21 protein-coding genes are annotated in these 21,552 nt (G+C 37.4%); 11 read left to right on the top strand and 10 right to left on the bottom strand.

The features are described from left to right. Positions 1–4: 4 nt before the first annotated feature. The 3 genes from KRR19_RS07635 to KRR19_RS07625 all read left to right on the top strand — a co-directional run bounded on the left by KRR19_RS07635 (position 5) and on the right by KRR19_RS07625 (position 1,988). Positions 5–1,309, top strand: a complete 1,305-nt coding sequence (locus KRR19_RS07635; RefSeq protein WP_070684424.1) for an LLM class flavin-dependent oxidoreductase — start codon at positions 5–7, stop codon at positions 1,307–1,309. 115 nt (positions 1,310–1,424) lie between these two features. After that, entirely contained in the window at positions 1,425–1,757 is a 333-nt protein-coding gene (locus KRR19_RS07630) for a hypothetical protein (RefSeq protein WP_002480120.1), read from the top strand. A 45-nt stretch (positions 1,758–1,802) separates the two neighbouring features. Beyond that, on the top strand, positions 1,803–1,988 hold the full coding sequence (locus KRR19_RS07625) for a helix-turn-helix transcriptional regulator (protein WP_002480121.1): 186 nt from the start codon (positions 1,803–1,805) through the stop codon (positions 1,986–1,988). A gap of 51 nt (positions 1,989–2,039) precedes the next feature. Here the strand turns inward: KRR19_RS07625 and KRR19_RS07620 are convergent, their stop codons facing one another. The 3 genes from KRR19_RS07620 to KRR19_RS07610 form a co-directional block, all read right to left on the bottom strand. After that, complete coding sequence (locus tag KRR19_RS07620; protein WP_107540265.1) at positions 2,040–3,656, bottom strand: poly(glycerol-phosphate) alpha-glucosyltransferase; 1,617 nt, start codon at positions 3,654–3,656, stop codon at positions 2,040–2,042. A gap of 70 nt (positions 3,657–3,726) precedes the next feature. After that, positions 3,727–6,981 carry a fibrinogen-binding adhesin SdrG C-terminal domain-containing protein gene (locus tag KRR19_RS12325; RefSeq protein WP_216733572.1) on the bottom strand — a complete coding sequence of 1,085 codons (3,255 nt, stop codon included), beginning with the start codon at positions 6,979–6,981 and terminating at the stop codon, positions 3,727–3,729. A 298-nt stretch (positions 6,982–7,279) separates the two neighbouring features. Then, on the bottom strand, positions 7,280–9,331 hold the full coding sequence (locus KRR19_RS07610; protein WP_216733571.1) for a Mur ligase family protein: 2,052 nt from the start codon (positions 9,329–9,331) through the stop codon (positions 7,280–7,282). Positions 9,332–9,422: 91 nt separating this feature from the next. On the opposite strand from KRR19_RS07610, the gene KRR19_RS07605 reads away from it, so the two are divergent. Together KRR19_RS07605 and KRR19_RS07600 are read left to right on the top strand one after the other, a co-directional pair. Continuing rightward, the gene (locus KRR19_RS07605; RefSeq protein ID WP_002480125.1) at positions 9,423–9,608 is read left to right on the top strand and encodes a hypothetical protein; all 186 of its coding nucleotides are present in this window, start codon (positions 9,423–9,425) and stop codon (positions 9,606–9,608) included. Between the two features lie 255 nt (positions 9,609–9,863). Continuing rightward, a complete protein-coding gene (locus KRR19_RS07600; protein WP_002480126.1) occupies positions 9,864–10,277 on the top strand; it encodes a hypothetical protein in 414 nt (137 codons plus the stop codon). A 67-nt stretch (positions 10,278–10,344) separates the two neighbouring features. Here the strand turns inward: KRR19_RS07600 and KRR19_RS07595 are convergent, their stop codons facing one another. Both KRR19_RS07595 and KRR19_RS07590 read right to left on the bottom strand, forming a co-directional pair. Further along, positions 10,345–10,833 (bottom strand): DUF4064 domain-containing protein, encoded by a 489-nt coding sequence (locus KRR19_RS07595; protein ID WP_002480127.1) that lies wholly within the window; start codon positions 10,831–10,833, stop codon positions 10,345–10,347. Positions 10,834–11,018: 185 nt separating this feature from the next. After that, positions 11,019–12,098 (bottom strand): aldo/keto reductase, encoded by a 1,080-nt coding sequence (locus tag KRR19_RS07590; protein WP_070462834.1) that lies wholly within the window; start codon positions 12,096–12,098, stop codon positions 11,019–11,021. A 191-nt stretch (positions 12,099–12,289) separates the two neighbouring features. Here KRR19_RS07590 and KRR19_RS07585 point away from each other — a divergent pair, with 191 nt between their 5' ends. From KRR19_RS07585 to KRR19_RS07575, 3 genes are all read left to right on the top strand, one after another. Continuing rightward, the gene (locus KRR19_RS07585) at positions 12,290–12,439 is read left to right on the top strand and encodes a hypothetical protein (RefSeq protein ID WP_002480129.1); all 150 of its coding nucleotides are present in this window, start codon (positions 12,290–12,292) and stop codon (positions 12,437–12,439) included. 177 nt (positions 12,440–12,616) lie between these two features. Continuing rightward, on the top strand, positions 12,617–13,798 hold the full coding sequence (locus KRR19_RS07580; RefSeq protein WP_002480130.1) for a YbfB/YjiJ family MFS transporter: 1,182 nt from the start codon (positions 12,617–12,619) through the stop codon (positions 13,796–13,798). Between the two features lie 59 nt (positions 13,799–13,857). Beyond that, a complete protein-coding gene (locus KRR19_RS07575; protein ID WP_002480131.1) occupies positions 13,858–14,073 on the top strand; it encodes a hypothetical protein in 216 nt (71 codons plus the stop codon). Between the two features lie 62 nt (positions 14,074–14,135). Here KRR19_RS07575 and KRR19_RS07570 read toward each other — a convergent pair whose 3' ends face one another. The 4 genes from KRR19_RS07570 to KRR19_RS07555 form a co-directional block, all read right to left on the bottom strand. Beyond that, on the bottom strand, positions 14,136–15,269 hold the full coding sequence (locus KRR19_RS07570) for a M24 family metallopeptidase (protein ID WP_002480132.1): 1,134 nt from the start codon (positions 15,267–15,269) through the stop codon (positions 14,136–14,138). Continuing rightward, positions 15,247–16,656 carry a sodium:solute symporter family protein gene (locus KRR19_RS07565; RefSeq protein WP_002480133.1) on the bottom strand — a complete coding sequence of 470 codons (1,410 nt, stop codon included), beginning with the start codon at positions 16,654–16,656 and terminating at the stop codon, positions 15,247–15,249. The genes KRR19_RS07570 and KRR19_RS07565 overlap by 23 nt, the downstream gene beginning before the upstream one ends. A gap of 146 nt (positions 16,657–16,802) precedes the next feature. Next, positions 16,803–17,528, bottom strand: coding sequence for a hypothetical protein (locus KRR19_RS07560; protein WP_002480134.1), 726 nt, complete (start codon positions 17,526–17,528; stop codon positions 16,803–16,805). A 5-nt stretch (positions 17,529–17,533) separates the two neighbouring features. Next, a complete protein-coding gene (locus tag KRR19_RS07555) occupies positions 17,534–18,139 on the bottom strand; it encodes a DUF4004 family protein (protein ID WP_002480135.1) in 606 nt (201 codons plus the stop codon). A gap of 549 nt (positions 18,140–18,688) precedes the next feature. Between KRR19_RS07555 and KRR19_RS07550 the strand changes: the two genes are divergently transcribed. Then, the gene (locus KRR19_RS07550; protein WP_037556234.1) at positions 18,689–19,582 is read left to right on the top strand and encodes a VOC family protein; all 894 of its coding nucleotides are present in this window, start codon (positions 18,689–18,691) and stop codon (positions 19,580–19,582) included. A gap of 159 nt (positions 19,583–19,741) precedes the next feature. Here the strand turns inward: KRR19_RS07550 and KRR19_RS07545 are convergent, their stop codons facing one another. Further along, positions 19,742–20,023: a GNAT family N-acetyltransferase gene (locus tag KRR19_RS07545; RefSeq protein WP_002480137.1), complete on the bottom strand. Its 282-nt coding sequence runs from the start codon at positions 20,021–20,023 to the stop codon at positions 19,742–19,744. Between the two features lie 234 nt (positions 20,024–20,257). On the opposite strand from KRR19_RS07545, the gene KRR19_RS07540 reads away from it, so the two are divergent. Both KRR19_RS07540 and KRR19_RS07535 read left to right on the top strand, forming a co-directional pair. Further along, positions 20,258–20,737 carry a hypothetical protein gene (locus tag KRR19_RS07540; RefSeq protein WP_002480138.1) on the top strand — a complete coding sequence of 160 codons (480 nt, stop codon included), beginning with the start codon at positions 20,258–20,260 and terminating at the stop codon, positions 20,735–20,737. A 137-nt stretch (positions 20,738–20,874) separates the two neighbouring features. Then, positions 20,875–21,531 carry an SLAC1 family transporter gene (locus KRR19_RS07535; RefSeq protein ID WP_216733570.1) on the top strand — a complete coding sequence of 219 codons (657 nt, stop codon included), beginning with the start codon at positions 20,875–20,877 and terminating at the stop codon, positions 21,529–21,531. Positions 21,532–21,552 lie beyond the last annotated feature (21 nt).

Below are 21,552 nucleotides of genomic sequence, written 5' to 3'. Positions count from 1 at the left end.
TAACATGCCTACGCAGAAAGAAAAACAACTGCACATTGGCGTTTTATTATATGGATGCGGCCATCATCAAGCCGCATGGCTGATGCCTGATTCAAGTGTCGAACGTATCGGCACCATCGAGTATTATCAAGATTTAGCTCAAATCGCAGAACGCGGCTATTTTGACGCGGTGTTTTTCGCGGATAACCAATCCTTCCCCGCAAATAATGACACCACGATGCCTGCGTTCTGGTTTGACCCTATTGTCAATTTAACTGCAATTTCGCAGGTCACAAAACATGTCGGGTTAGTCTCAACGATTTCCAGCACATTTTCTAACCCTTATACGGCTGCACGTCAGCTATTAAGTTTGGACCATATCACTGGCGGTCGTGTCGGTTGGAATTTAGTCACATCTATGACGGATATTGAAGCACAAAATCACAGTATGGAAGGTCTGCCTGACCATACAGCACGATACCAAAAAGCAGATGAATTTGCGGAAGTCATGAATCATCTCTTCGAGTCATGGCAAACCAATGATTTTAAACACGATCGTAAACACAATCAACTGATTGATTCAAAAGCAATAGAACCTTTCAATCATCAAGGAGAACACTTCCAAGTTCGCGGCCCTTTATCTACACCCGCAAGTCCACAAGGTAAACCCGTCGCAATGCAGGCTGGCGCATCTAAACAAGGCGTGGCACTCGCAGTTAAATATGCAGATGCAGTTTACTCTGTTTCTTGGAATATCAAACAAGCAAAACAGTTCAGACAACGCTTAGATGATGAAATCAAACGTACCGGTCAGACTGACCGCAACCTTAAAGTCTTCCCAGGTCTGGTGACTTATGTCGCAGAAACCCATGAAGCAGCTTTAGAGAAAAAAGCGGCGCTTGATAATCAACTACCGATTGAAACAGCGCTAAATCAACTCAGTTTCTTTGTCCAACAAGATTGTCATAATTGGGATTTAGATGACAAAGTCCCAGACTTACCTCCTGTCTCTGAATTTACTGGGCCTGTAGGTCGTTATGAAACAGTCCTTGAGATTATCAGAGATACAGACCCCACTGTACGAGAGTTATTGGGATATTTAAATGCAGGTGGTGGTCATTTAACATTGATTGGAACACCTGTGGAAATTGTGGATGAAATGGAACATTGGTTCAAAGAAGGTGTGGCAGATGGTTTCAACTTAATGCCTCCTACCTTGCCGGATAGCTTAGATGATTTTGTGAATTTGATTGTTCCAGAATTACAAAAACGCGGACTTTACCGAAAAAACTATACAGGACACACATTTAAAGAACATTTAGGAATTTAAAACAGGGCCATTCGGCTCTGTTTTTTTATACGAAATGTAAAACATACTTGACATTATTTAAGCGTAGCAGTATTCTAAAAATGTCAAATAAACTTTACATTTCAGGAGGGACATCATGATATTACTTAAAATTATCATCCCTATTGTAACCTTAGTTGCTTTCGCATTTGCTTGGAGAGGCTTCTTAAAAAATTATATGCCTTCAGAAGCAGTAGATGTTCAAACTGAGTCTCATTATGACGAACGTCAAACTAAAATTATTTTAGAAGTACTCGCAAAGACTTTTATCATTACTATTCTTCTCATTACATTCGCCTTTCTAAATCGTACGCTTGGTTTAGTCAGTGCACATAGTTTTATCTCGAAATATCCTGAAGCTGTCTTTTTAGTTATTATAATGGGAAGTTTAGTTTATAATTATGTAATCGTTAAACGAAAGTATTCATAATAGACATAGAGTGATGAGAAAATACACCTACAAAGGGTGAGAGTTATGAAAAACAAAATAAAATTGTATCGCAAACAAAATGGGATGTCTCAAGAAGCACTAAGTAAAAGTGTCAATGTTTCGAGACAAACGATTAATGCGATTGAAAATAATAAGTATGATCCTTCTTTAAGCTTAGCTTTTAAAATCGCTAAACAGTTTAAAGTTACAGTGGATGAATTATTTTCATAATAAAACAGGCCATGAACTCGTAATTTTGTTCATGGCCTGTTTTATATGTCATTATTTAAAGACTTTTTGGTATTGGACGTAACCAGAAATATAGTGTTCGATATCATCAATGCGTACACGATAACCATGGTGTTTGATAAAGAACGAACCAAGAATACGTTGTGGATTTTTAAAGTACATCGCAAGTTCTGGATAGAAGTATCCTGTACGCTGATAATCTGCACGTTTATGAATCGTTGTCATTAAATCATCTACGTTAATCAATCGATTTACGATTTCCCCAAAACCTTTTTCTCTGGCTTTACGTACAATATGATACGTTGCCATCAACATCTCCATGAATGTTGGGAAAGTTGTAATACGATTCTTAATGTAGTCTAAATAACTAGAAACATTTCTAATTCCAAATTCTATATATTTCGCTTCAGGCGCAATTTGGATTAATTCATTCGTACAATAACCTAACCAATGATCATGGTTCTTCCAGTAACTTTGTGAAATGAATCGTTCAAACATATGACGTACTGTTTCTAACCATTTTTCATTCTGATCAACTTGATAAAGTCGTAATAATCCTAACGCAGCTTCACCATCATAATAAATCACACGGAACTTTTCTTTAACTTCTAGACTAGGATATTGTAAGACATGTACAGTTTCAGCTGTTTCACTGTCAATCATTGAAACCATACCTTCTGCCACTTGTTGTGCAGCTTCTAAATACTTCTGGTTACCTGGTTTTATTTTTAGATACTCACAAATCGCAAAAACAAATGCCGCATTTTGACCTAGTTTAATTTCATTAATATTTTTAGTGTCATCAAATATATGTGCGACTTCTCCTTGCTTGTATAAGCAATTGTCGATTAAGTAATCAATCGCTTTTTCAGCTATAGTGATATCTTTGTTTAAGTAATGTAATCCTTCCATTAGCGCATAAGTTGAAGAAGCATGTCTCAAATTATTATAGAAACTGATTTTCTTATCGAAGTGTGGAAAATAACCATAGATAAATTGACCGCTTGGTTGTAATTCATTCGCAAGATAATCTGTCGAAGTTTCCAACATTTTATCAATTTCTTGTGACAAATCTTCAACATGACGTAATCCTTTTTCACGACCCTCTGCGGCTAATTCATAAACCTCATGATTTTCAATAAAGTAACCCTTTGTATAAAACTTTTTAATCGGCTTACCCATATAATCTTGATGTCTATAGAACTGTTTATGTTTTGTATATTTCTTCAAATAGTTATTGATATTATCCTCAGATAAGAAGAAAGACTTTTTATCTTTAGTCGGTCTGACAAAGGCATTAATATTAATTTCTTCTGCCATGAAAGTTAAATTCCAATTCTTATCATAAGCAATTCCGTAATCAATATAGTTTCGACGTGTCTCTTCTAAATCTCTTTTAACATCTTCAAAGACAACTTCTTTCGTACGATAAACAAAATCAATTTTAACCCACTTAGGATACTTACCAGCTTTCTTTTTAAACTGTTCATATTGTTTCGTAATATCTCTTTTAAGATTACGTGACTGCTTAATCAATTTTACAGAAGCTTTCATATTGGGATTACCTAAACTAACAAACACATAATCTTTACCTAATAGCTGTTGATCTGCTTTTTGTAAAATTTGTTCAATCTCGTTGTTAATTGTCATGTCCAAACCCCTTCTCATTCAGTATGTATAAATGGGCCGGAACAAAGTCCAGCCCACTATTTAAATAGAATTATTGTTCTTTATTTTTCTTACGGCGTCCGAATAATAATGCAGAACCTAGTGCTGCGAATAAGCCACCGAATAATGTAGCTTCTTTATTATTATTCTCTTCACCTGTGTCAGGTAATTCTTTATCGCCATGACCTTCAGCTTGTGCTGGTTGTTCACCATTTGAACCTTGTGTAGTACCTTGTTCTGGAGTGCCAGGGTGTCCTGGTTCATCTGGATTACCTGGTTCATTTGGTTCAACAGGGTAATCTGAATCTGCGTCGGCGTCGGCATCAGCATCAGCATCAGCATCGGCATCAGCATCGGCATCGGCATCAGCATCGGCATCTGCGTCTGCGTCAGCGTCAGCATCCGCGTCGGCATCCGCGTCTGCGTCGGCATCCGCGTCGGCGTCGGCGTCTGCATCGGCGTCGGCGTCAGCATCTGCGTCAGCGTCGGCATCCGCGTCTGCGTCGGCATCTGCGTCTGCATCTGAATCTGCGTCGGCATCTGCGTCGGCATCAGCATCAGCATCGGCGTCGGCATCGGCATCAGCATCGGCGTCGGCATCCGCGTCTGCGTCGGCATCGGCATCAGCATCGGCGTCGGCATCAGCATCGGCATCGGCATCAGCATCGGCATCGGCATCAGCATCGGCATCTGCGTCTGCGTCAGCGTCAGCATCCGCGTCGGCATCAGCATCTGCGTCTGCGTCGGCATCCGCGTCGGCGTCAGCGTCTGCATCGGCGTCGGCGTCAGCATCTGCGTCAGCGTCGGCATCCGCGTCTGCGTCGGCATCTGCGTCTGCATCTGAATCTGCGTCGGCATCTGCGTCGGCATCAGCATCTGCGTCTGCGTCGGCATCAGCATCGGCATCCGCGTCTGCGTCGGCATCAGCATCAGCATCGGCATCGGCGTCGGCGTCGGCGTCTGCGTCTGCGTCTGCATCGGCATCTGCGTCTGCGTCGGCATCAGCATCAGCATCGGCATCGGCGTCGGCGTCGGCATCGGCATCGGCGTCTGCGTCGGCATCAGCATCAGCATCTGCGTCAGCATCGGCATCGGCGTCTGCATCTGAATCTGCGTCGGCATCAGCATCAGCATCGGCATCAGCATCAGCGTCGGCATCAGCGTCTGCGTCGGCATCGGCATCTGCGTCCGCGTCAGCATCGGCGTCTGTATCGTCACCGTCTGCTTCACCAGAACCACTATTGTAAACGTTGTAGTTATCCCATGTGTAGTAAGTATGACCTTGGCCATCATTTGTCGCATCTGAAATCATTTCTGATCTTGTTTTGATTTGTTCACGTGAACCGTCTTGAGCCACGCTATCTAAAACAATAATATAGCGACTTCCGTTTGAAGTTAAGTCTTGGAAATCTAGTGATAGAACTTCTCCACCATTTTCATCTACTGAATATTGTGGGTTGAAGTTGTAAATCGCATCTGGATTATTTGTAACGTCTACCAAGTTCGGATTGTTTTCATCTACGTAGAAACTTGGGTTCAGTTGTTCACCATTTCTCACTTCGTAAATCTTGAAGTTTGTCACATCTGGATTTAATTGTGCTGAACTTTGAGCTGGTGTGCCGTCAGCTGTATCTGGCCAATAATTGTATAAGTTCACTGTCGCATTATACGATTGTTTACCTTGTGGGTTTACATATACAATTTGTCTATATTCACCAGTGTTTCTATCAGTTGTAGTGATAAAGCTATCTACGTTTGATGGGTATGGTGAATCTGAAGTTCTGTAATTGATATCAATATCAGTACTGTATGTTTCACCAGCTACATTTGTTTCTACTGGGTATGTGCCGTCTGTTGGAGCAGCTTGTCTATCCGCATATAATGGGATTTCAAAATGACCTGTTACATTATCATGATTATTAACATAATCAGAGAATGTGTATGTTAATGAGTTTGAATCAGGATTAAATGCGCCTGTTGCAACTACTTCAGTACCATTCATCAAGTCAGGAATTTTAGAACTGCTTGGTGTACTGTTTCCGTAGTAGTTCAAGTACTCTGGGAATTGAACATTGAAGTAGTCTCCAGCTTGAACACTGTCAGCAATTGCTAAATCAGCTGACATATATGTTGATTCACTATCGTTCGCTTGAATTGAGTTTGGACCGATTTGAATATTTGAAGCTGTTACATCTCCATCAACATTGTTGCCAGTCGGTGCTGCTTGCGCTAGTGCAAATGTTTGTGCAGCTCCTTCTTGTGTAGGTTGTTCAGTTGAACGTGTTGCAGTTGTATTTGTTGGTGCTGCAAGTACTTCAGAACTATCTTTTTGATTTGAGTAATCTTGTACTGATTTATTCAAATCTGCTGGATCAGCTGTATTTGAAGTGTCACCTACTGTTGCTGCTGTAGTAGCGTTTGCATCAGATAATTGCGCTGCATTTGGATCATATGCTGGTTGTTCAGCATCTGATACTGGTGCTTGTGCAGTTGTTTGTGCATCTTGTTGTGGTTCAACAGATTGCGCTTGTTGTGTTGTTGTTTCATTAGCTGGTGCTGTTGCATTTTGTGCAGCTGTATCACCAGTTGTTGTTGTTTCATTTGTGCCTGTTGTTGGAGCTTCAACTGGCGCAACAGGTGTTGAAGCATTCAATGCATTTTCCTGTGTTGGTTGAGCATCTTGAGTTGATTGTGATTCTTGTTGTGCTGATGTATTTGTTGTTGATGTTTGCTTATCAACTGTTTGGTCAGTATTTGTTTCAGTTGTTTTCGGCTCAGTCGTAGTTGTGTTTGCTGTATTTGTATCTGTTGTTGTTTGAGCATCAATTTTTGGTGCTTGTTCTTTAGCTGTTGCATTTTGCTCAGTCGCAGTTGTATCTGCAGTTGTTTCAGTTGTTGGTGTTTTTGTTTCTGTAGTTGCTGGTGCATCTGCTTTTGGTGCAGTTGTTTCTGTCGACTGTTGGGTAGAATCAGTTGATGCTTGTTCCCCTGCTACAGTTTGCTCTGCTTTCGCATCAGTTGTATTTGTTGCTGATGTATCTTGAGCTGGTGTTTGATCTTGTGTAGCTGTTGTTTCAGTTGTCGTTGTGCTTTGTGTTTTTGTGTCAGTTGTCGGAGTTTGTTCTTGTGGTGTTGACTCTGTAGTTGTAGTGACGTTCGTTGTCTCACCGCTTGTAGTATTTTCAGCGGCTTGTGCGTCATTCGCATTCGCAAATAATGTTGCCCCTACAATAACTGAGGCAGCCCCTACAGTGATTTTACGAATTGAATAACGATTGCGTTTGTTGAAAAAGTCTTGATTGTTCAAGAAATCCCTCCTACTTATTTTTGTAAGGCCTTACCCTATTATATTACACAAGTGAGCAATAAATAAACAATTTTGCATTAATTTGACAATTTTTTTATTTTTCAGACACATTTTGTCCAAGTTTGATTAATCCCATGCAATTGGTTAGATTTATATTTATATAGAACTCATCTTTTTTATAAATTACCTACCGATTATTTTAAAACTAATATAGTTTTGTCATAAATCACATTTTAATTCAAAATCCATTTTGAGAATAAAATAAAAAGTCTAAGGCTAACCCCAGACAAAATTAACCTCAGACTTTTCTTGATAAATATGATTTTGCTTCATCTTCACTTTCAAATCCTGTGAAAATAATAACTTGCTTACCATCTTTTAAAATGCCATGACGACCGTATTCACCAATGACTATTCCACCTTTATCATTCTCAAATAATTGGTTTTGTCCATATTTTAATAAGGCGAGTAAGTCATCTACACTGAACGTTTGACGCTCTTTCATTCTGAAACGCCCTGTTAAGTTAATCGCTACAGAATCAGACATTTTTAATTGTTTAACCAATTCTTGCACATGTCTTTTTCTTGCTTGATGCGTTGGATACAGTTCATGTGCTAATTGATAGACTAACGATGGATGTGGTGTGTCATTCATGGCTTCTACTAGATCCCTCCACGAAAGCTGCATACCTTCATAGTAAGTGTCATTGTTTGTAGGCCATTGTTTGAGAGTAACCGTATAATTTTGAACTTCTCGTTGTTTTGCATCTAGGTAGTAAATAATCGGTGTCAAACCTTCTATTGTGGCTGAACCATAACGATTAGATTGCGTTTCAATCTGATCAGTTTCTAAATTATAAATAAGATATGCGCGCCCTTGGCTAGCAGCCGCTTCAAAATGCTTCTCTTCGTCCCCACTTCTCTCATAATGCAGTAAAGCATTTTGAAGCTGACTTGCGACTTTGGGAAACTCTGTTTGAGTTACAGAAGATTTCATCAACACTAAAGCATCTTGATTAATCAAATAACATAAATCTTTCAACATTAAATCTTTATTGTGATACCACGTAATATATTTACCTTTAACTTTATTCACTACTTTACGTAATGGTTGATCCATACATAAAATATAATCCGCTTCAGACTGTTCTAAGGCAGGCACTAATTCAGCATGCACGCGGTCAGTCTGCTCACCTAAATCACTGATTTGACCTAACGCAATAATTTTATGTCCTTTAAAGAATGGCGCTTGTGAATTAAACGCATCAATCGCATTCAACATTGCAGGCAAAGAAGCATTATGCGTATCATCAAGTACCGTAGCTTCTTCATGCAGACTTTTCACAGGTCTGAATTCTAAGACCTTCTTAAAAAGTTGAGTTTGCGCTAACTGTTTCAAGTGTTGCTTTACATCAACTTTCAAATGTTTCAACGTTAATAATACTGCCAAAGCATTCTCAACCATGCCCTTACTGACAGAAGGCACTTCAAATTGATAACCATCATTCGTTGTCACTTCTACTGCTTTTTTCACAGGTTTGATTTGTGTCGTATAAATGTCTGCCGAATTATCTTCAGTACTATAACGAAATACATGTTTAGTATGAATTGATGCAGCTTGTTTCAGCTCATTTTGATGGAGTGTGTCACCATTATAAATCGCGATACCGTCTTGATTTAATCCCGCAAAAATCCTTGATTTGAAAGCTACAATTTCTTCCGTTGAACCAATAGTGGATAGATGTGCAGAGCCGATTCCTGTGACAATCGCAATTTGCGGTTTCAATACTTCAGCCATATTTCCACGATTATTTAACGCATTTAAAGACGTTTCGAAAACCGCAATATCTGGATTAGACGCTAATTTACACATATGCAAATAAATGGCACTACGTGTATTACTGTTCCCTCTATTTTGTTGGACTTTATAAGGTTGTAATGCCGCACTTAACATTAAGCGTGTCGAGCTTTTACCCATGGAGCCTGTCAACGCAATGACTGGATTATGATAATGTTTTCGAATATGTAAGGCTAATATTTTCATAGCTTTAATCGCATTTCTCACTACAATTTGCGGAATTTGATGTGCTAAATCTTCTACATAGGTTTCAGTAATAATCAAACCAATCTTTGAAACATCTTTTGGGATTTGCGCATTACCATCTTTCATCACTTTTGATTTCTTTAAATATTGTTTCCATGATGCTTCACTGATAGAGATGAATGCGGTTGATTCTGACTTAACATGCAGCATTTGATATTCAAAATCATCAATAGAATTTTGTTCCTTTCCTTGTGCATCAAATAGTTCTGTATCTAAGATTTGTGCAATCGTTTCTAATGTATACATGATGACCTCCAAAAAGTAATAGTTTTGCATTGCTTCAACCTTATGGTTTATTGTATAGATAATCTTAACAATTTACAGGAGGCTTTCAGCAATGACCACAGAGAAAGATAAAAGTCTAGATGAGATTAATCAGGAAATAGAAGAAGAATTGAGAAACTATGATCCTGATAAAGAGGAAAAACCAAAGAGAAGTGTACTCTTTACCAAACCCAGACTCATCGTTCTATTAGTTGTTTTAGGACTTGCGCTGTACAGATTACTTCACTTCTTTTTCTAATTATCGGTAGGTGTAAATAATTAACGTTACTATATCATATTCAAAGCCAATGTGTGTCGTGCAACTGGAAGTCTGTGTATGTATTCCTTACTTCCAGCGTTGCCACATGTTTAATAGGTTGCCAATTTTTTAAGTCATATGTCACCTAATAAACATTCATATTACTGACGTTAATCTCACTTTAACTTTTCTAAATCTACTAAAAGTATGATACGCTCAATAAAACTTACCTCTTAATAAAGGATGGCGTCATTTATGAAAGTACTGTACCACGCAATGTCCATTTTAATTTTATCTGTCTTTTTATTCGGCTTATTCAGCCTGACCGATTTATTTTATACCCATCATCTCGCAAGTTTATTATTAAATGTGGATTTCGTGCCAGGCTTTTTTGATGTGAGCTTTGGGCTTAAATTCATCTTACATATTGTCTTTACCACAATGATATATGTCGTCTTTCAAGCCATCCGGGACTCTTACGTCTATCCAGCAGGTATTCTAATTATTATCGTATTATTCGCCGTTATCTATCCTTCACTTATTACTTGGTCTATTAACCCAATCTACCAATTTCACTGGATTGATTATATTGTTTGGATGATAGGTCACACTATCTTCATCTTCTTAGTCGTTTTCATTCTGCGCTTTGAGAAAAATTTATGGTATTAGAATCAATAATTTCATTTTAAATGAAAATAAGCCGCCTCTGTATGAGACGGCTTAAATATTGATTGAATTAGTATTTATATGGATCTTCTTCTCTTGTACGTTCATGTGAACGTTCTTGTGCGAATTCATTCGCTTTATCATAGTTATAGTAACCATCTTGAGTTAATGAAGCTGCTTTTGGTTTTCTGCTGAATAACATGATAGATGCGATAATCCAAAGAATCGCTGAAATCCAGTTACATAGTAATGCCACGATACCTGCGATTAATAATAAGATAGCTGCTGCTTTAGCTTTCTTGCTGATAAAGATTCCGCCAACAATAGCTAAAATCACCGCAATTACATTAGCCACTAATACGAAAGTACCGAGTACTTGCATACCTGAAGCTACTTGTGAGATTTCTTCATACGTTAAGCTGGCATCACTTTGCTGCATACCTGCTACAAAGTCATCACTTTGCATTAATGGAACCATTAAAGCCACAAATAATACGATTAACGCACCGATTCCGACACCAATCCATGTTAAGACATGTTCACCTGTTCGTTTGATCATATAAAACCCTCCCCTATCTCTTTAGTATTGTTAAAAATTTTATAAGCTTACAATTATCATTAGTATACTAATACATGAGTTATACGTCCATAGTCTACTTAAAATCTTCAACATCTTTTACATTTTCAATAAATATAAATGTTTGTTTCTTAAAATTCTTTTTTAAATTACAGTACTTCACTGATTTAAAGTAACGTATCGCTATGATTCATTAAACGGTTATATTCTTCTAAATATACTTTTTCAGCTTCAGAACCACGTGCAGCTGAATTCATCGCACGATGCCATAGTGGATAAATCGGTTGTGGCTGTGTTAAATCCGTAATCATTTGATGTTCTTCTTTTGTAAGTTTCAGATTATAAGATGCGATATTCTCTTTCAGTTGTGCTTGATTACGTGCAGCTAAGACAATTGAATCCACGTTTGGACGTTCTCTCAACCAAGCTAAAATCACTTGTGGCACTGTCGCATTGTGTGCGTGTGCTATTTCTTGTACAAGTTCAATTAAACGATAGAACAACTCATGATCTTTTACATAAGGCTCAGCCCATCCATCACCTTGACGGGTATTGGGCTCGCCTTTTTTATCACGGGTAATCTTACCTGTAAGTAATCCTTCACCTAAAGGCGACCAGATACTGTTGCCGACACCTAATTCTGTACCTGCAGGCAACAATTCATATTCCGCTTCTCTTGATTCAGGCGTGTAATAGATTTGTTGCGCAATCGGCGGTGCCATATTATTTTCTACCGCCAGTGTATAGGTCTTGGCTAAATTCCAACCACTATAGTTAGATACACCCCAATAACGAATTTTTCCTTTACGAATTAAATCATTCATCGTTTGAATTGTTTCTTCTACCGGAACTTGTCCATCCCATGTATGAATGTAATATAAATCAACGTAATCTGTACCTAAACGTTTTAAAGAATGGTCGATCGAACGCTCTATATTTAAACGAGATGCACCGACATTATTTGCGATATCGTTATATGGGAACCCTGTTTTGGTACTGATGACCATTTCATCTCTGTGATGTCTGATTGCTTTTCCTAACGCAATTTCTGCATCACCTTTCGCATAAAGGTTTGCTGTATCAAATTGGTTAATACCTTGCTCTAAAGCATAGTCTATAAAGTATGCCGCTTCTTTCTCTGTTACACCACCCGCATTTTCAAAACCATTCGTTGCGGAGAATGGAACAGAACCTAACGCATATTTCGAAACGACTAATCCTGAATTACCAAGTGTTGTATAATCCATAATCTGTCTCCTCCTTTAATACTTAATAATGTAATTACCTTTAAAGAAGAATTTTAAATGCTATAAGCTTAAAATCTATAATAAAATTAGGCAGTGTACGATAATTAAAAAAGAATTACGCTTAATATGTTTCACGTTCTATACGTGGGGTAACACATAACTGTACTTAATTTTTAAGGAGGAATTTGATTATGAACTTTGATGATATTAAGAAAAAAGGTCAAGATCACTTAAACGAACATAAAGATGAGTATATTGAAAAAGGTAAAGAATTCGCTAAAGATCAATTAGGCGGAGATAAGAAAGATAACAAAGACGATAAAAAAGAAGACAAGAAATAATAAACTGGATTAACAACCCTACTTTAACTATAGATAGACTGCTTTCAATAGAAAGTGGTCTATTTTTTTATAAGCACGATAACTTTTACTTATGTTAAACATCAAGAATCATCATTATTATTAAAGTATATTGAGGCGTATAATGAGGTCATCTATCAAATTTCAGGGGTGAATGCCATGTCACAACACGCACATCGTCAGTTATTACTCGGGATGGCATCATTATTTATTGTAATGGCCATCGGTCGATTTGCCTATACACCTATCTTACCGTTTATGCAGCAAGCTGAACATATGGATGGTAAAGGGGCTGGCTTACTTGCGACGATTAATTATCTCGGTTATTTAATCGGTGCGATTATTCCGATGTTTTGGATTATTAAAAGTAAAGTCGTCGATGTGAAAATTTATTTAGTATTAAACGTGCTTTCTACAATTTTTATGGGGTTTACCTCAAATTTCATTTTATGGTCCATATTGCGTTTAATCGCAGGACTCACAAGCGGAACAGTCTTTGTCTTAGCCTCTAACGTCGTATTAGAAGCATTAAGACAAGCACATAAAGAAGGTATTTCAGGTTTACTCTATAGCGCTGTTGGTATCGGACTCTTTTCAAGCAGTATTTTTGTCTTCTTCTACACAGACCTCAACTCATGGAAAATGACTTGGATTATCCTTGGGCTCTTTTCATTAGCGTTAAGTTTATTGGTTATTTTCTTTATGCGAGAAAACCCAGATATTAATGTTGAAGCGCATCATAAAGCGACTTCTAAGATACCCTTCCGTCTCAACAAAACATTTATGCGCTGGTTCTCTATTGCTTATTTCTGTGAAGGAGCTGGCTATATTATTACCGGAACTTTCTTAGTCGCAATCATTAAATCAATACCTGCTTTCTCTGAATATGCAGCACTCAGTTGGATGTTTGTCGGCTTAGGGGCTATCCCTTCTACAGTAGTATGGTCAATGATTGCGGAGAAAATGGATTATAGTAAAGCAACTTATATGGCATTTGGTCTACAAATCATCAGTGTCGCTTTACCAGTGTTTTCACATCATATTGTCAGTTTAATTATCAGCTCACTAATCTTCGGTAGTACGTTCTTAGGTTTGACGACACTCTTCATGTCTAAAGGACAAATGTTGATGCTTCAGACTGGCGGTAAGTCTAACTTTATCGCTACATTAACTGTTATTTACAGTATCGGCCAAATGATTGCGCCGTTTGTGTCAGGCTATCTTATTGGAGATTCCGGCAATTATAATGCAGCATTGTTATTTGCGACAGCTATTTTAATTATCGGTCTTATCAGCAGCTGGATCAGTTACCGTGCATTAAATAAAGAAGCGATTCAATAAGTAAAGTTTTGTCTGGTTATCAAAAGGGAATGTAACTACTAACAAAGGAGGATGTTACAATGCCTTTTGTAAAACAAAGAATGAAAGAAGATTTAACTGAAGACCCACGTATTAGTGAAGACAGCTTCACAACAGACCAAGAACTTCAAAACAGAGCGTTTGAACGTTTAGGTAAAGACATCGTCATTATTGAAGTATTATCTATTATGAACATTGTCTTTGCGGTCTTTTCATTTTCATTACTTGGTCTATTATTACGAGAACGAAGCAAATAATCATTGAAACTTGAAAAACCTGTGCCATCACACGATAGCACAGGTTTTTAATTATGCATTGTTTATTTAATCAAATCTTCTAAGTCATGCGGATAGTTTGTGACAACTTCTGTTCCTTCTTTTTTCAAGATAACCGTATCAGAATGTCTGAAGCCGCCGACGCCTGGAATATAAATACCTGGTTCTACACAAAAGACCATGCCTTCTTTTAACTCTAGCTCATTATCAAAGCGCAATGAGGGTTCTTCATGTTGTCCAATACCTATACCATGACCTGTTCTATGGCTGATATAGTCACCATAACCTTCCGCTTCAAGAATTGTTCTTGCGACTTGATCGACCGCATTTGCGGTTACACCCACTTCAATAAAGTCTAACGCAGCTTTATGCGCTTCAACCATCGCTTCAAATGCATGGCGCTGTTCATCAGTAGGCTCGCCAACAAAGAAAGTTCGTTCACATTCTGCACGATATCCATTCAACTCTAATTGACGGCTATGTACAATCACATCACCTTGTTGAATTTGTTTCGTATTAGAGAATGTATGTGGCATTGTAGAACGTTTGATACCTGAAGGTGACATTACAAAAAATCCAAATTCCGCATCTGGATAGTTTTGAGAAATCGTGTCGAATAAATAACTGTTTCCAAAGTTATCGATATCCATTTCAGTCAAACCTGCTTTCGCATGTTCAATCGTTTGCGCCACGGCTTGACTGACAATTTCTCCACTCTCTCTAATAGCTTGTTGTTCATCTTCATATTTATAAGTTCGTTGTTCTACTAATGCTTGACCGATATCTTTCACTTTAAAGTTATGACTCACAATATCTAAATAAAATTGTGTGGGTAAGAAGCCTGTTTCAATCCCAATCGTTGAGACATTTTGATATTTTTCTAATAAGTCATTAAAGACTGTTTGATAATGCGTCGGAACATCATCTGTGACTGGAATTTCAGTATACGTATAGATATCTTGAATACCCGTTTTATCTCTGAAATGCGCTTCTTCTAGTTTCGGCGCAATTACTTCAATGTTTTCCTGGGAAATAAATAAAATAATCGGACGCGAATAAATGACAGCTTTAAAGCCAGTAAAATACATTTGATTCTCAAAATTCATTACAATACTTAAATCGATGTCTTGTTGTTTCATCGTTTCTCTAAACGCATCAAGACGTTGTTTCAAGTTCACGTTGGTTGCCTCCTTTAGAAGTAAATAATGTCACAACTACTAACACAATAATCGCCAGCGGCACAGAAATTAACGCAGAGTTAATACCTGTACTTTGAACAAAACCAAGTTCCCAAGTCAGTGTTGTTACTAAACCGACTGCCATTGAAGCAAGACCTCCTGCTTTCGTGACTTTCGGATAAATAAACACTGCTAATAATGCCGGTGTAATTCCTGCACCGTATACGGTATAAGCGTACATTTGAACAGATAACACTGATGGGAAGTACATTGTTAATAAGAATGCGATCACACCTAAAATCGGTACAAGAATTCTTGTCATCAATAACATCTTATTTTCATGCTTATACTTAAAGTTATCCCCGAACAAGTCATAAATGACACTTGTCGCAGCAGATAATAAATATGAATTTCCTGTAGTAGTAATAAACGCAGTAAGTGCTGCAATGAGCACACCGCCAATCACAATCGGCAATTGACTCGTTAACGCAATCAAAGCCATTCCTGGTTCAATTTTTGGGAAAATCGAACGAGAAATAAATGCGAGCAATGAAATAAGTGGTGTCACGATTAATAAACCGACAATCCACCCAATCGTACCGATACGTGTCACTTTATTATCACGAGATGACGCCAGTCGTTGATAAATATTCTGATCACCTAACAGTAAGAACAACATTGGAATATAGAAACCTAAAATTTGAACAAAAGTTAATGTTCCCATTGGTTTCAAATGTGTTTTCGGTACATTCGACAAAATAGTATCCCAGCCGCCACCGACCGCAATTGCGACAGGTACTGCGATAATCAACGCAATTGTAATTAAGAATGCACTTAACGCATCTGTTGGTGCGACTGACATCAAACCGCCCATAGTCGCAAGTAAAATAATAATCACTGCCGCAATAATAGTGCCGAGTTCTACTGAAATACCTGTTGAAACATGTAATACATAGCCAAGTCCTTGATATTGATACGAGACAATCCCTACAAACGCCAAAATGATAATGACTGCCGCAAAGTAACTTGCGACCTTTCCATATTTCATCTCTAATATCTCAGCTACAGTATATTTTCCATAGTTTCTGACCTTCGAACTAATAATAAAAATTGTCCCTATTCCGATGATACTCGGAATCGCATAACCGACTGCCGGCCATAATCCAAAACTATAAGCCAGCGAGTTTTGACCGCCTGTGACAGAACCACTACCGACCCATGTCGCAAGTAATGTCCCCATTAATACGACTGGCCCGAGTGTTTTACCTGCGAGAATAAAGTCCTCATTACTCTCTACTTTCTTTGAATACACAAAACCTAATGCAACCATCAATACCCCATAACCAATGACGAACCAAATTAAAATTGGTTCAGCAGAAAATCCCATAATATTCCCCCCTGTATATAAAAAACTAACCGTTTTTCAACGATTAGCTTAAGAATAAAGATTAATTTTAGCACAAAATTAAAACAATAGTAACAACAATCTAATTATTCTGATATTTTAAGAGAAAATACGTCTAAAAATACAATTTATAGTTTCGTAATTTTACCGATTTGTGCTGCTTGAGCGCATTCTAAGGTCTTTGTATATTCAATCGTTTCAACTTCCACATCTTCGTGTAAGATAATATGATCTCCACGAATGACTTTCGCTTTAACACGGTCGACTTCTATACGATCCCCTTCAATAACCTCAGCAGTTAAGTATGCAGAATCTGACTGAGAAGTCATGACAGTTATAAATTTAAACTTCTTCTTTTCTCCATCGTGTTTGCGTATGTGAATCACATTGCCCCCAATTTCGCGAACATAACTATCTTGTCGCACATGTACGTCAACAGTATCTGCATTCAACATTCCTTCGACTTTAACTTGACCATCGATTTCAAGTTCATCTATTTCGCAATTACCTTCTGTTTCAAGTACCCCGAGAAGTTTTAATCTTTTACCGTTTAAATGACCTTTGACATCAACAGTTCCTGTCACTTTAAGTAATTCAAATGTTAAATCTTCTTCTACTTCAACTTCACCGATAATAGAAGCTGTTGTTACATGTACATTTTTACGACCAGTGAAATTACCTATCAGTTTGATTTTGTTTACATTGACTTGGTCTGATGCGGTAATTTCACCCGTCATTTTAATGTTATTAACACTGGTTTCAAATGGAAATTGAACTTCTCCCAATAAAGTAATCGCGTCATATTCACTGTCTTCTAATTGCTTCTTACCCATGCCTTTGATGGACTGACTCATGATGTTTACACTTCTTTCTTAAATAGGTTTTGGATGTTAATTGTTTCTAAGACTCTTACACTATCATCGATTTTAATCGGCGTATTTTGTTCAACCAGCAAATAAAACGTGATTCCGAATTTACGGCAGATATATAATTCTGCTTCTTTATCATTTTCACTATATTCTAGTAAAAACGCCTGTAAATCTTGTGCTTCTTCCATTGAGACAATACTGCGTGTTACTACTTCATCTAAAATAGTACCCACATAAACCGCTTGATCTTGCGGATATTGTTCTAACAAGACTTTACCGACTTCGCGATAAAAGAAACCTGCCCATGATTGAATCAAAGTGTCATTATCTTTGTATTCAATTTCTGGTTCATAACCGTCATCTGCGAACATTTTGACCATATCATCTAAGACATAGTCATGTTTATAACGTTGAATATCTTCGATTCTTTTAATGACTTTGGCTTTAGGTAAGAACGTTTCTTGACCTGTAAAAGTAGATTTACGAATGAACCATTCATCTGGAATTAAGTGTTTACGTTTCCAACGATACAATTGGCCGTAAGTAATGCCACATTCTGTTAATAAGTCTTTTTTGCTGATTAATTGTTCTTTCATAATTATCCTCCTAATCATAATGTAACATAACACTGTTACATGTACGAGTGTTTTCGCTATTTTCCCATAAAAAATAACCTGATCTAGACGGATGCATACGCAAACTGGCTGGATCAGGCTCCTCTTTAGCTATCTATTGTTTCCTTCTACCTTTAAATATCTCGAGTATGATTAATACGATGCATACCACCATAACTATCGTGATGAGTACAGCCACGATATAGTTTAGTCCTATGGTTGATGCGACTATCATTTCAATCAATGCTAACAAGCACATTAACGCAATCAGCAGCGATATTTTCACCAAGTTCATCGTTTCACCCCATCTATTTCTCTTAGGTATTTGCTTCTATTATGCCCGATAACGCGATTATCCTCAAAGCAAAAACTTAAGGTTTGCGTGTTTTGTCAAAAGTTGGGGTAAATTTATACAAAGAAACATAAAACTTTCTTTATGTTAATGGAACGGTTATGATATAGGTATAAAAAGTATACTAGATAGATAGGAGGGATAGTGTGACGCTGATTACAGGACATCATCATATCTCAATGTACACAAAAGATGCGCGTGAAAATAAACAATTTTATACAGAAGTCTTAGGTTTACGCCTAATTGAAAAATCTGTGAACCAAGATAATCCATCGATGTACCACTTATTCTATGGGGATGAAACAGGTGCACCAGGTACTTTGTTAACTTTCTTTGAAATGAAAATGTTAGGAAAACATCATTCAGGTACCAATAGTATTGAACGATTAGTATTACTCGTACCTAATGAAGCAGCATTAGGTTATTTCAAAGAACGTCTGAACGAGAATCAAGTTGAAACAGAAGCTATCACATACCTTAGACAACAAGCATTAGCTTTTGAAGATCCTGACGGCTTAAAACTAATACTCATGGTCAATGGCGACAACGCAGTTCCTAACGCTTGGCATGCGAATCCTTATACAGATGTACCTCAAGAATTTCAAATTTTAGGAATGGGACCTGTAGAATTACATTTACGCAATTTACAACCTACTATCGACTTTCTAACCAACACATTAGGTTATCACGCACACTTTGGCGATGATAATGTCTATACATTAAATCCTAGTGGACGTTATACAGACTTTGTCTTAGTTGAAGAACAAGGTCAAAGTGTAAAACCTGGACGTGGTTATGTACATCATATTGCAGTGAGTGTACCAACTGATGAAGCTTTAGAAACATTATTAGATAAATTAGAACAATTGCCTGGCAGTACTTCAGGTATTATTGACCGTTATTTCTTTAAATCTATCTACTATCGTAACAACAAAATTTTATATGAATTCGCAACAGAAGCACCTGGTTTTACGGTCGACACAGATGTTAAAGATCTAGGCAGCAAACTCGCATTACCTGACTTCTTAGAACACAAACGCGAACAAATCGAAAGCCAGTTAGAAGAAATTTAAGTTAGAAAATCTAAAGATTATATATAATATTCACCGACTGGAATCAAGGTGAAACTACATTAAAAAGAAGCGCTGGGATGTCATATCTCAGCGCTTCTTTACACTTACCTCAAACACACTAACCCTTGTCATTACAGGAGTTTTAAGACATACCTAAGACTAACCTTTTAGTAAGACGTCATGATACTCCGGTGTCTCTTCTAATACTTGTTTAGCGAATGGGCAAGTGGCTAAAATTTTAATATCATTTTCTCGTGCATAATTCACACCCGCTTCAACTAACTGCTTCGCAATACCTTGTCCACGTAAACTTTCATCTACACCTGTATAATCGATAATAATTTTATCTTTGCCTGTCGGTACATATGTCATTTCTGCATCTGAATTTTCTTCTGAATCGCCTACATAGAATTTATTGTGTCCGTGTTTAATCTCTGCCATACTATCTCCTCACTTTCAAATAAGTTGGTATAAAAGTTATACCACTAACTTCTCTTTCTAAACACAACGAATGATTTAACAATGACAAATATCTACTTAATCTCTATTCATTTTAATATTGTAACGTTCATTTAATATAAAAAGAGTGGAAAAGCGTAAGGCAATTCTATAAACTTAGAATGAAGATATACATCAAGCACCAAGATAAAACTATAGATATAGGGAGCCAACATCATGTTTCAAGCTATCAAACGTATTCTATCAGTCGTTGTCACTGCATTGCTTGTGACAGCTGTCATTGTCACTGGAATGATTGCTTATGATAAATATAAGCATCACAGCAGCGATCAAGTAGATGCTGCGAAATACTATGAAAATAAAGAAAAACAAAAAGAGAAGAAAACTGAGAAAAAAGAGAAAAAAGAACATAAGCAAGAAGCGCCAGAAGAACCTGTGGTAGAGGAACAAGTACATCATGAGGTCCAACAATCAACTGTACATATCTATCAAGCACCTCAACCTGAAGAAAAACCTGAACCTAAACAAGAAAAAGAAGAAACAAAAGAATATAAACCTGGCGAAGGTGGCGGATCACATCCAGAATCAAAACCACAACCCCAACAAGCACAATCGAAACCGCAACCAGAGCCACAACCTGTTCAACAACAAAAACCAGCCCAACCTGCGCAACAACCACAAGGGCAAGGACATTAATCTCAATAGAGAGGACTCAAAAGGTTCTCTCTATTTTGTTATCTTTTCAAATCATCTACATTTCACTCTGTTTCTTAATCATATAAGCAGTGCTATACTTTGAACATACAAAGAGAGAGAATAGGCAGGCTACATATATGTTTAAATCCATGATTCAAAACGTACCTGCCGCGATTTGCGGTTTAGCTTTAGGTACATTTACTTTTAGTCACATTTTATTTCAAATCCACTTAGCTTGGCTAGGTTTATTAGCAACTACTCTAGGTAGTATTTGCTTGGTTTTATTTTTTATTAAGTTGATACGCTTTCCGAAAGCATTAGGCTTAGAATTAAAGGACAGTAATACTTTTGCGATTATGCCTGCATTACCTATGGGTTTCATGACACTCGCTTCAATTTTAAAATCACAATTCCATATTGATAACCTAATACTCACAAGTTTCTGGATAGGTGCTGTATTGCTACATATTATTTTAATGATTTGGTTTATCCTTTATTTCATTATAAAGCACCGCACATATCCAAATACGAGTTGGTTTGTAATGTTTGTCGGTATCGGCGTGATTGGTGAGACGGCTTCATCGTTTTACGCTAAAATCGGTATCTTTGCGATAGATTTCAGTTCAGTCTTATTCTGGATTCTTTTAGCGTTTATTTTACTTGAAAGAATGTGGCATTATTATCCGAAAGATCAATTACCGATGGCAGTCATTATTAGTGCACCTGCGTCCTTATGTTTAAATGCATATCTATCTTATACTGAAAGTTTATCAGTCAGCTATATTCTGTTTTAATTCGTCATTGCGCAATTTCTA

Source organism: Staphylococcus sp. CWZ226 (assembly GCF_018986355.1).
GTDB lineage: Bacteria > Bacillota > Bacilli > Staphylococcales > Staphylococcaceae > Staphylococcus > Staphylococcus simulans.
The sequence above is the reverse complement of the archived record's forward strand: the minus strand, read 5'-3'. Positions and strand labels throughout refer to the sequence as shown.

What these genes read in the sequence shown, in the direction of transcription:
- KRR19_RS07635 (WP_070684424.1), top strand. Translation starts at nt 5, where the DNA reads ATGCCTACGCAGAAAGAAAAACAACTGCACATTGGCGTTTTATTATAT.
- KRR19_RS07630 (WP_002480120.1), top strand. Translation starts at nt 1,425, where the DNA reads ATGATATTACTTAAAATTATCATCCCTATTGTAACCTTAGTTGCTTTC.
- KRR19_RS07625 (WP_002480121.1), top strand. Translation starts at nt 1,803, where the DNA reads ATGAAAAACAAAATAAAATTGTATCGCAAACAAAATGGGATGTCTCAA.
- KRR19_RS07620 (WP_107540265.1), bottom strand. Translation starts at nt 3,656, where the DNA reads ATGACAATTAACAACGAGATTGAACAAATTTTACAAAAAGCAGATCAA.
- KRR19_RS07610 (WP_216733571.1), bottom strand. Translation starts at nt 9,331, where the DNA reads ATGTATACATTAGAAACGATTGCACAAATCTTAGATACAGAACTATTT.
- KRR19_RS07605 (WP_002480125.1), top strand. Translation starts at nt 9,423, where the DNA reads ATGACCACAGAGAAAGATAAAAGTCTAGATGAGATTAATCAGGAAATA.
- KRR19_RS07600 (WP_002480126.1), top strand. Translation starts at nt 9,864, where the DNA reads ATGAAAGTACTGTACCACGCAATGTCCATTTTAATTTTATCTGTCTTT.
- KRR19_RS07595 (WP_002480127.1), bottom strand. Translation starts at nt 10,833, where the DNA reads ATGATCAAACGAACAGGTGAACATGTCTTAACATGGATTGGTGTCGGA.
- KRR19_RS07590 (WP_070462834.1), bottom strand. Translation starts at nt 12,098, where the DNA reads ATGGATTATACAACACTTGGTAATTCAGGATTAGTCGTTTCGAAATAT.
- KRR19_RS07585 (WP_002480129.1), top strand. Translation starts at nt 12,290, where the DNA reads ATGAACTTTGATGATATTAAGAAAAAAGGTCAAGATCACTTAAACGAA.
- KRR19_RS07580 (WP_002480130.1), top strand. Translation starts at nt 12,617, where the DNA reads ATGTCACAACACGCACATCGTCAGTTATTACTCGGGATGGCATCATTA.
- KRR19_RS07575 (WP_002480131.1), top strand. Translation starts at nt 13,858, where the DNA reads ATGCCTTTTGTAAAACAAAGAATGAAAGAAGATTTAACTGAAGACCCA.
- KRR19_RS07565 (WP_002480133.1), bottom strand. Translation starts at nt 16,656, where the DNA reads ATGGGATTTTCTGCTGAACCAATTTTAATTTGGTTCGTCATTGGTTAT.
- KRR19_RS07560 (WP_002480134.1), bottom strand. Translation starts at nt 17,528, where the DNA reads ATGAGTCAGTCCATCAAAGGCATGGGTAAGAAGCAATTAGAAGACAGT.
- KRR19_RS07555 (WP_002480135.1), bottom strand. Translation starts at nt 18,139, where the DNA reads ATGAAAGAACAATTAATCAGCAAAAAAGACTTATTAACAGAATGTGGC.
- KRR19_RS07550 (WP_037556234.1), top strand. Translation starts at nt 18,689, where the DNA reads ATGTACACAAAAGATGCGCGTGAAAATAAACAATTTTATACAGAAGTC.
- KRR19_RS07545 (WP_002480137.1), bottom strand. Translation starts at nt 20,023, where the DNA reads ATGGCAGAGATTAAACACGGACACAATAAATTCTATGTAGGCGATTCA.
- KRR19_RS07540 (WP_002480138.1), top strand. Translation starts at nt 20,258, where the DNA reads ATGTTTCAAGCTATCAAACGTATTCTATCAGTCGTTGTCACTGCATTG.
- KRR19_RS07535 (WP_216733570.1), top strand. Translation starts at nt 20,875, where the DNA reads ATGTTTAAATCCATGATTCAAAACGTACCTGCCGCGATTTGCGGTTTA.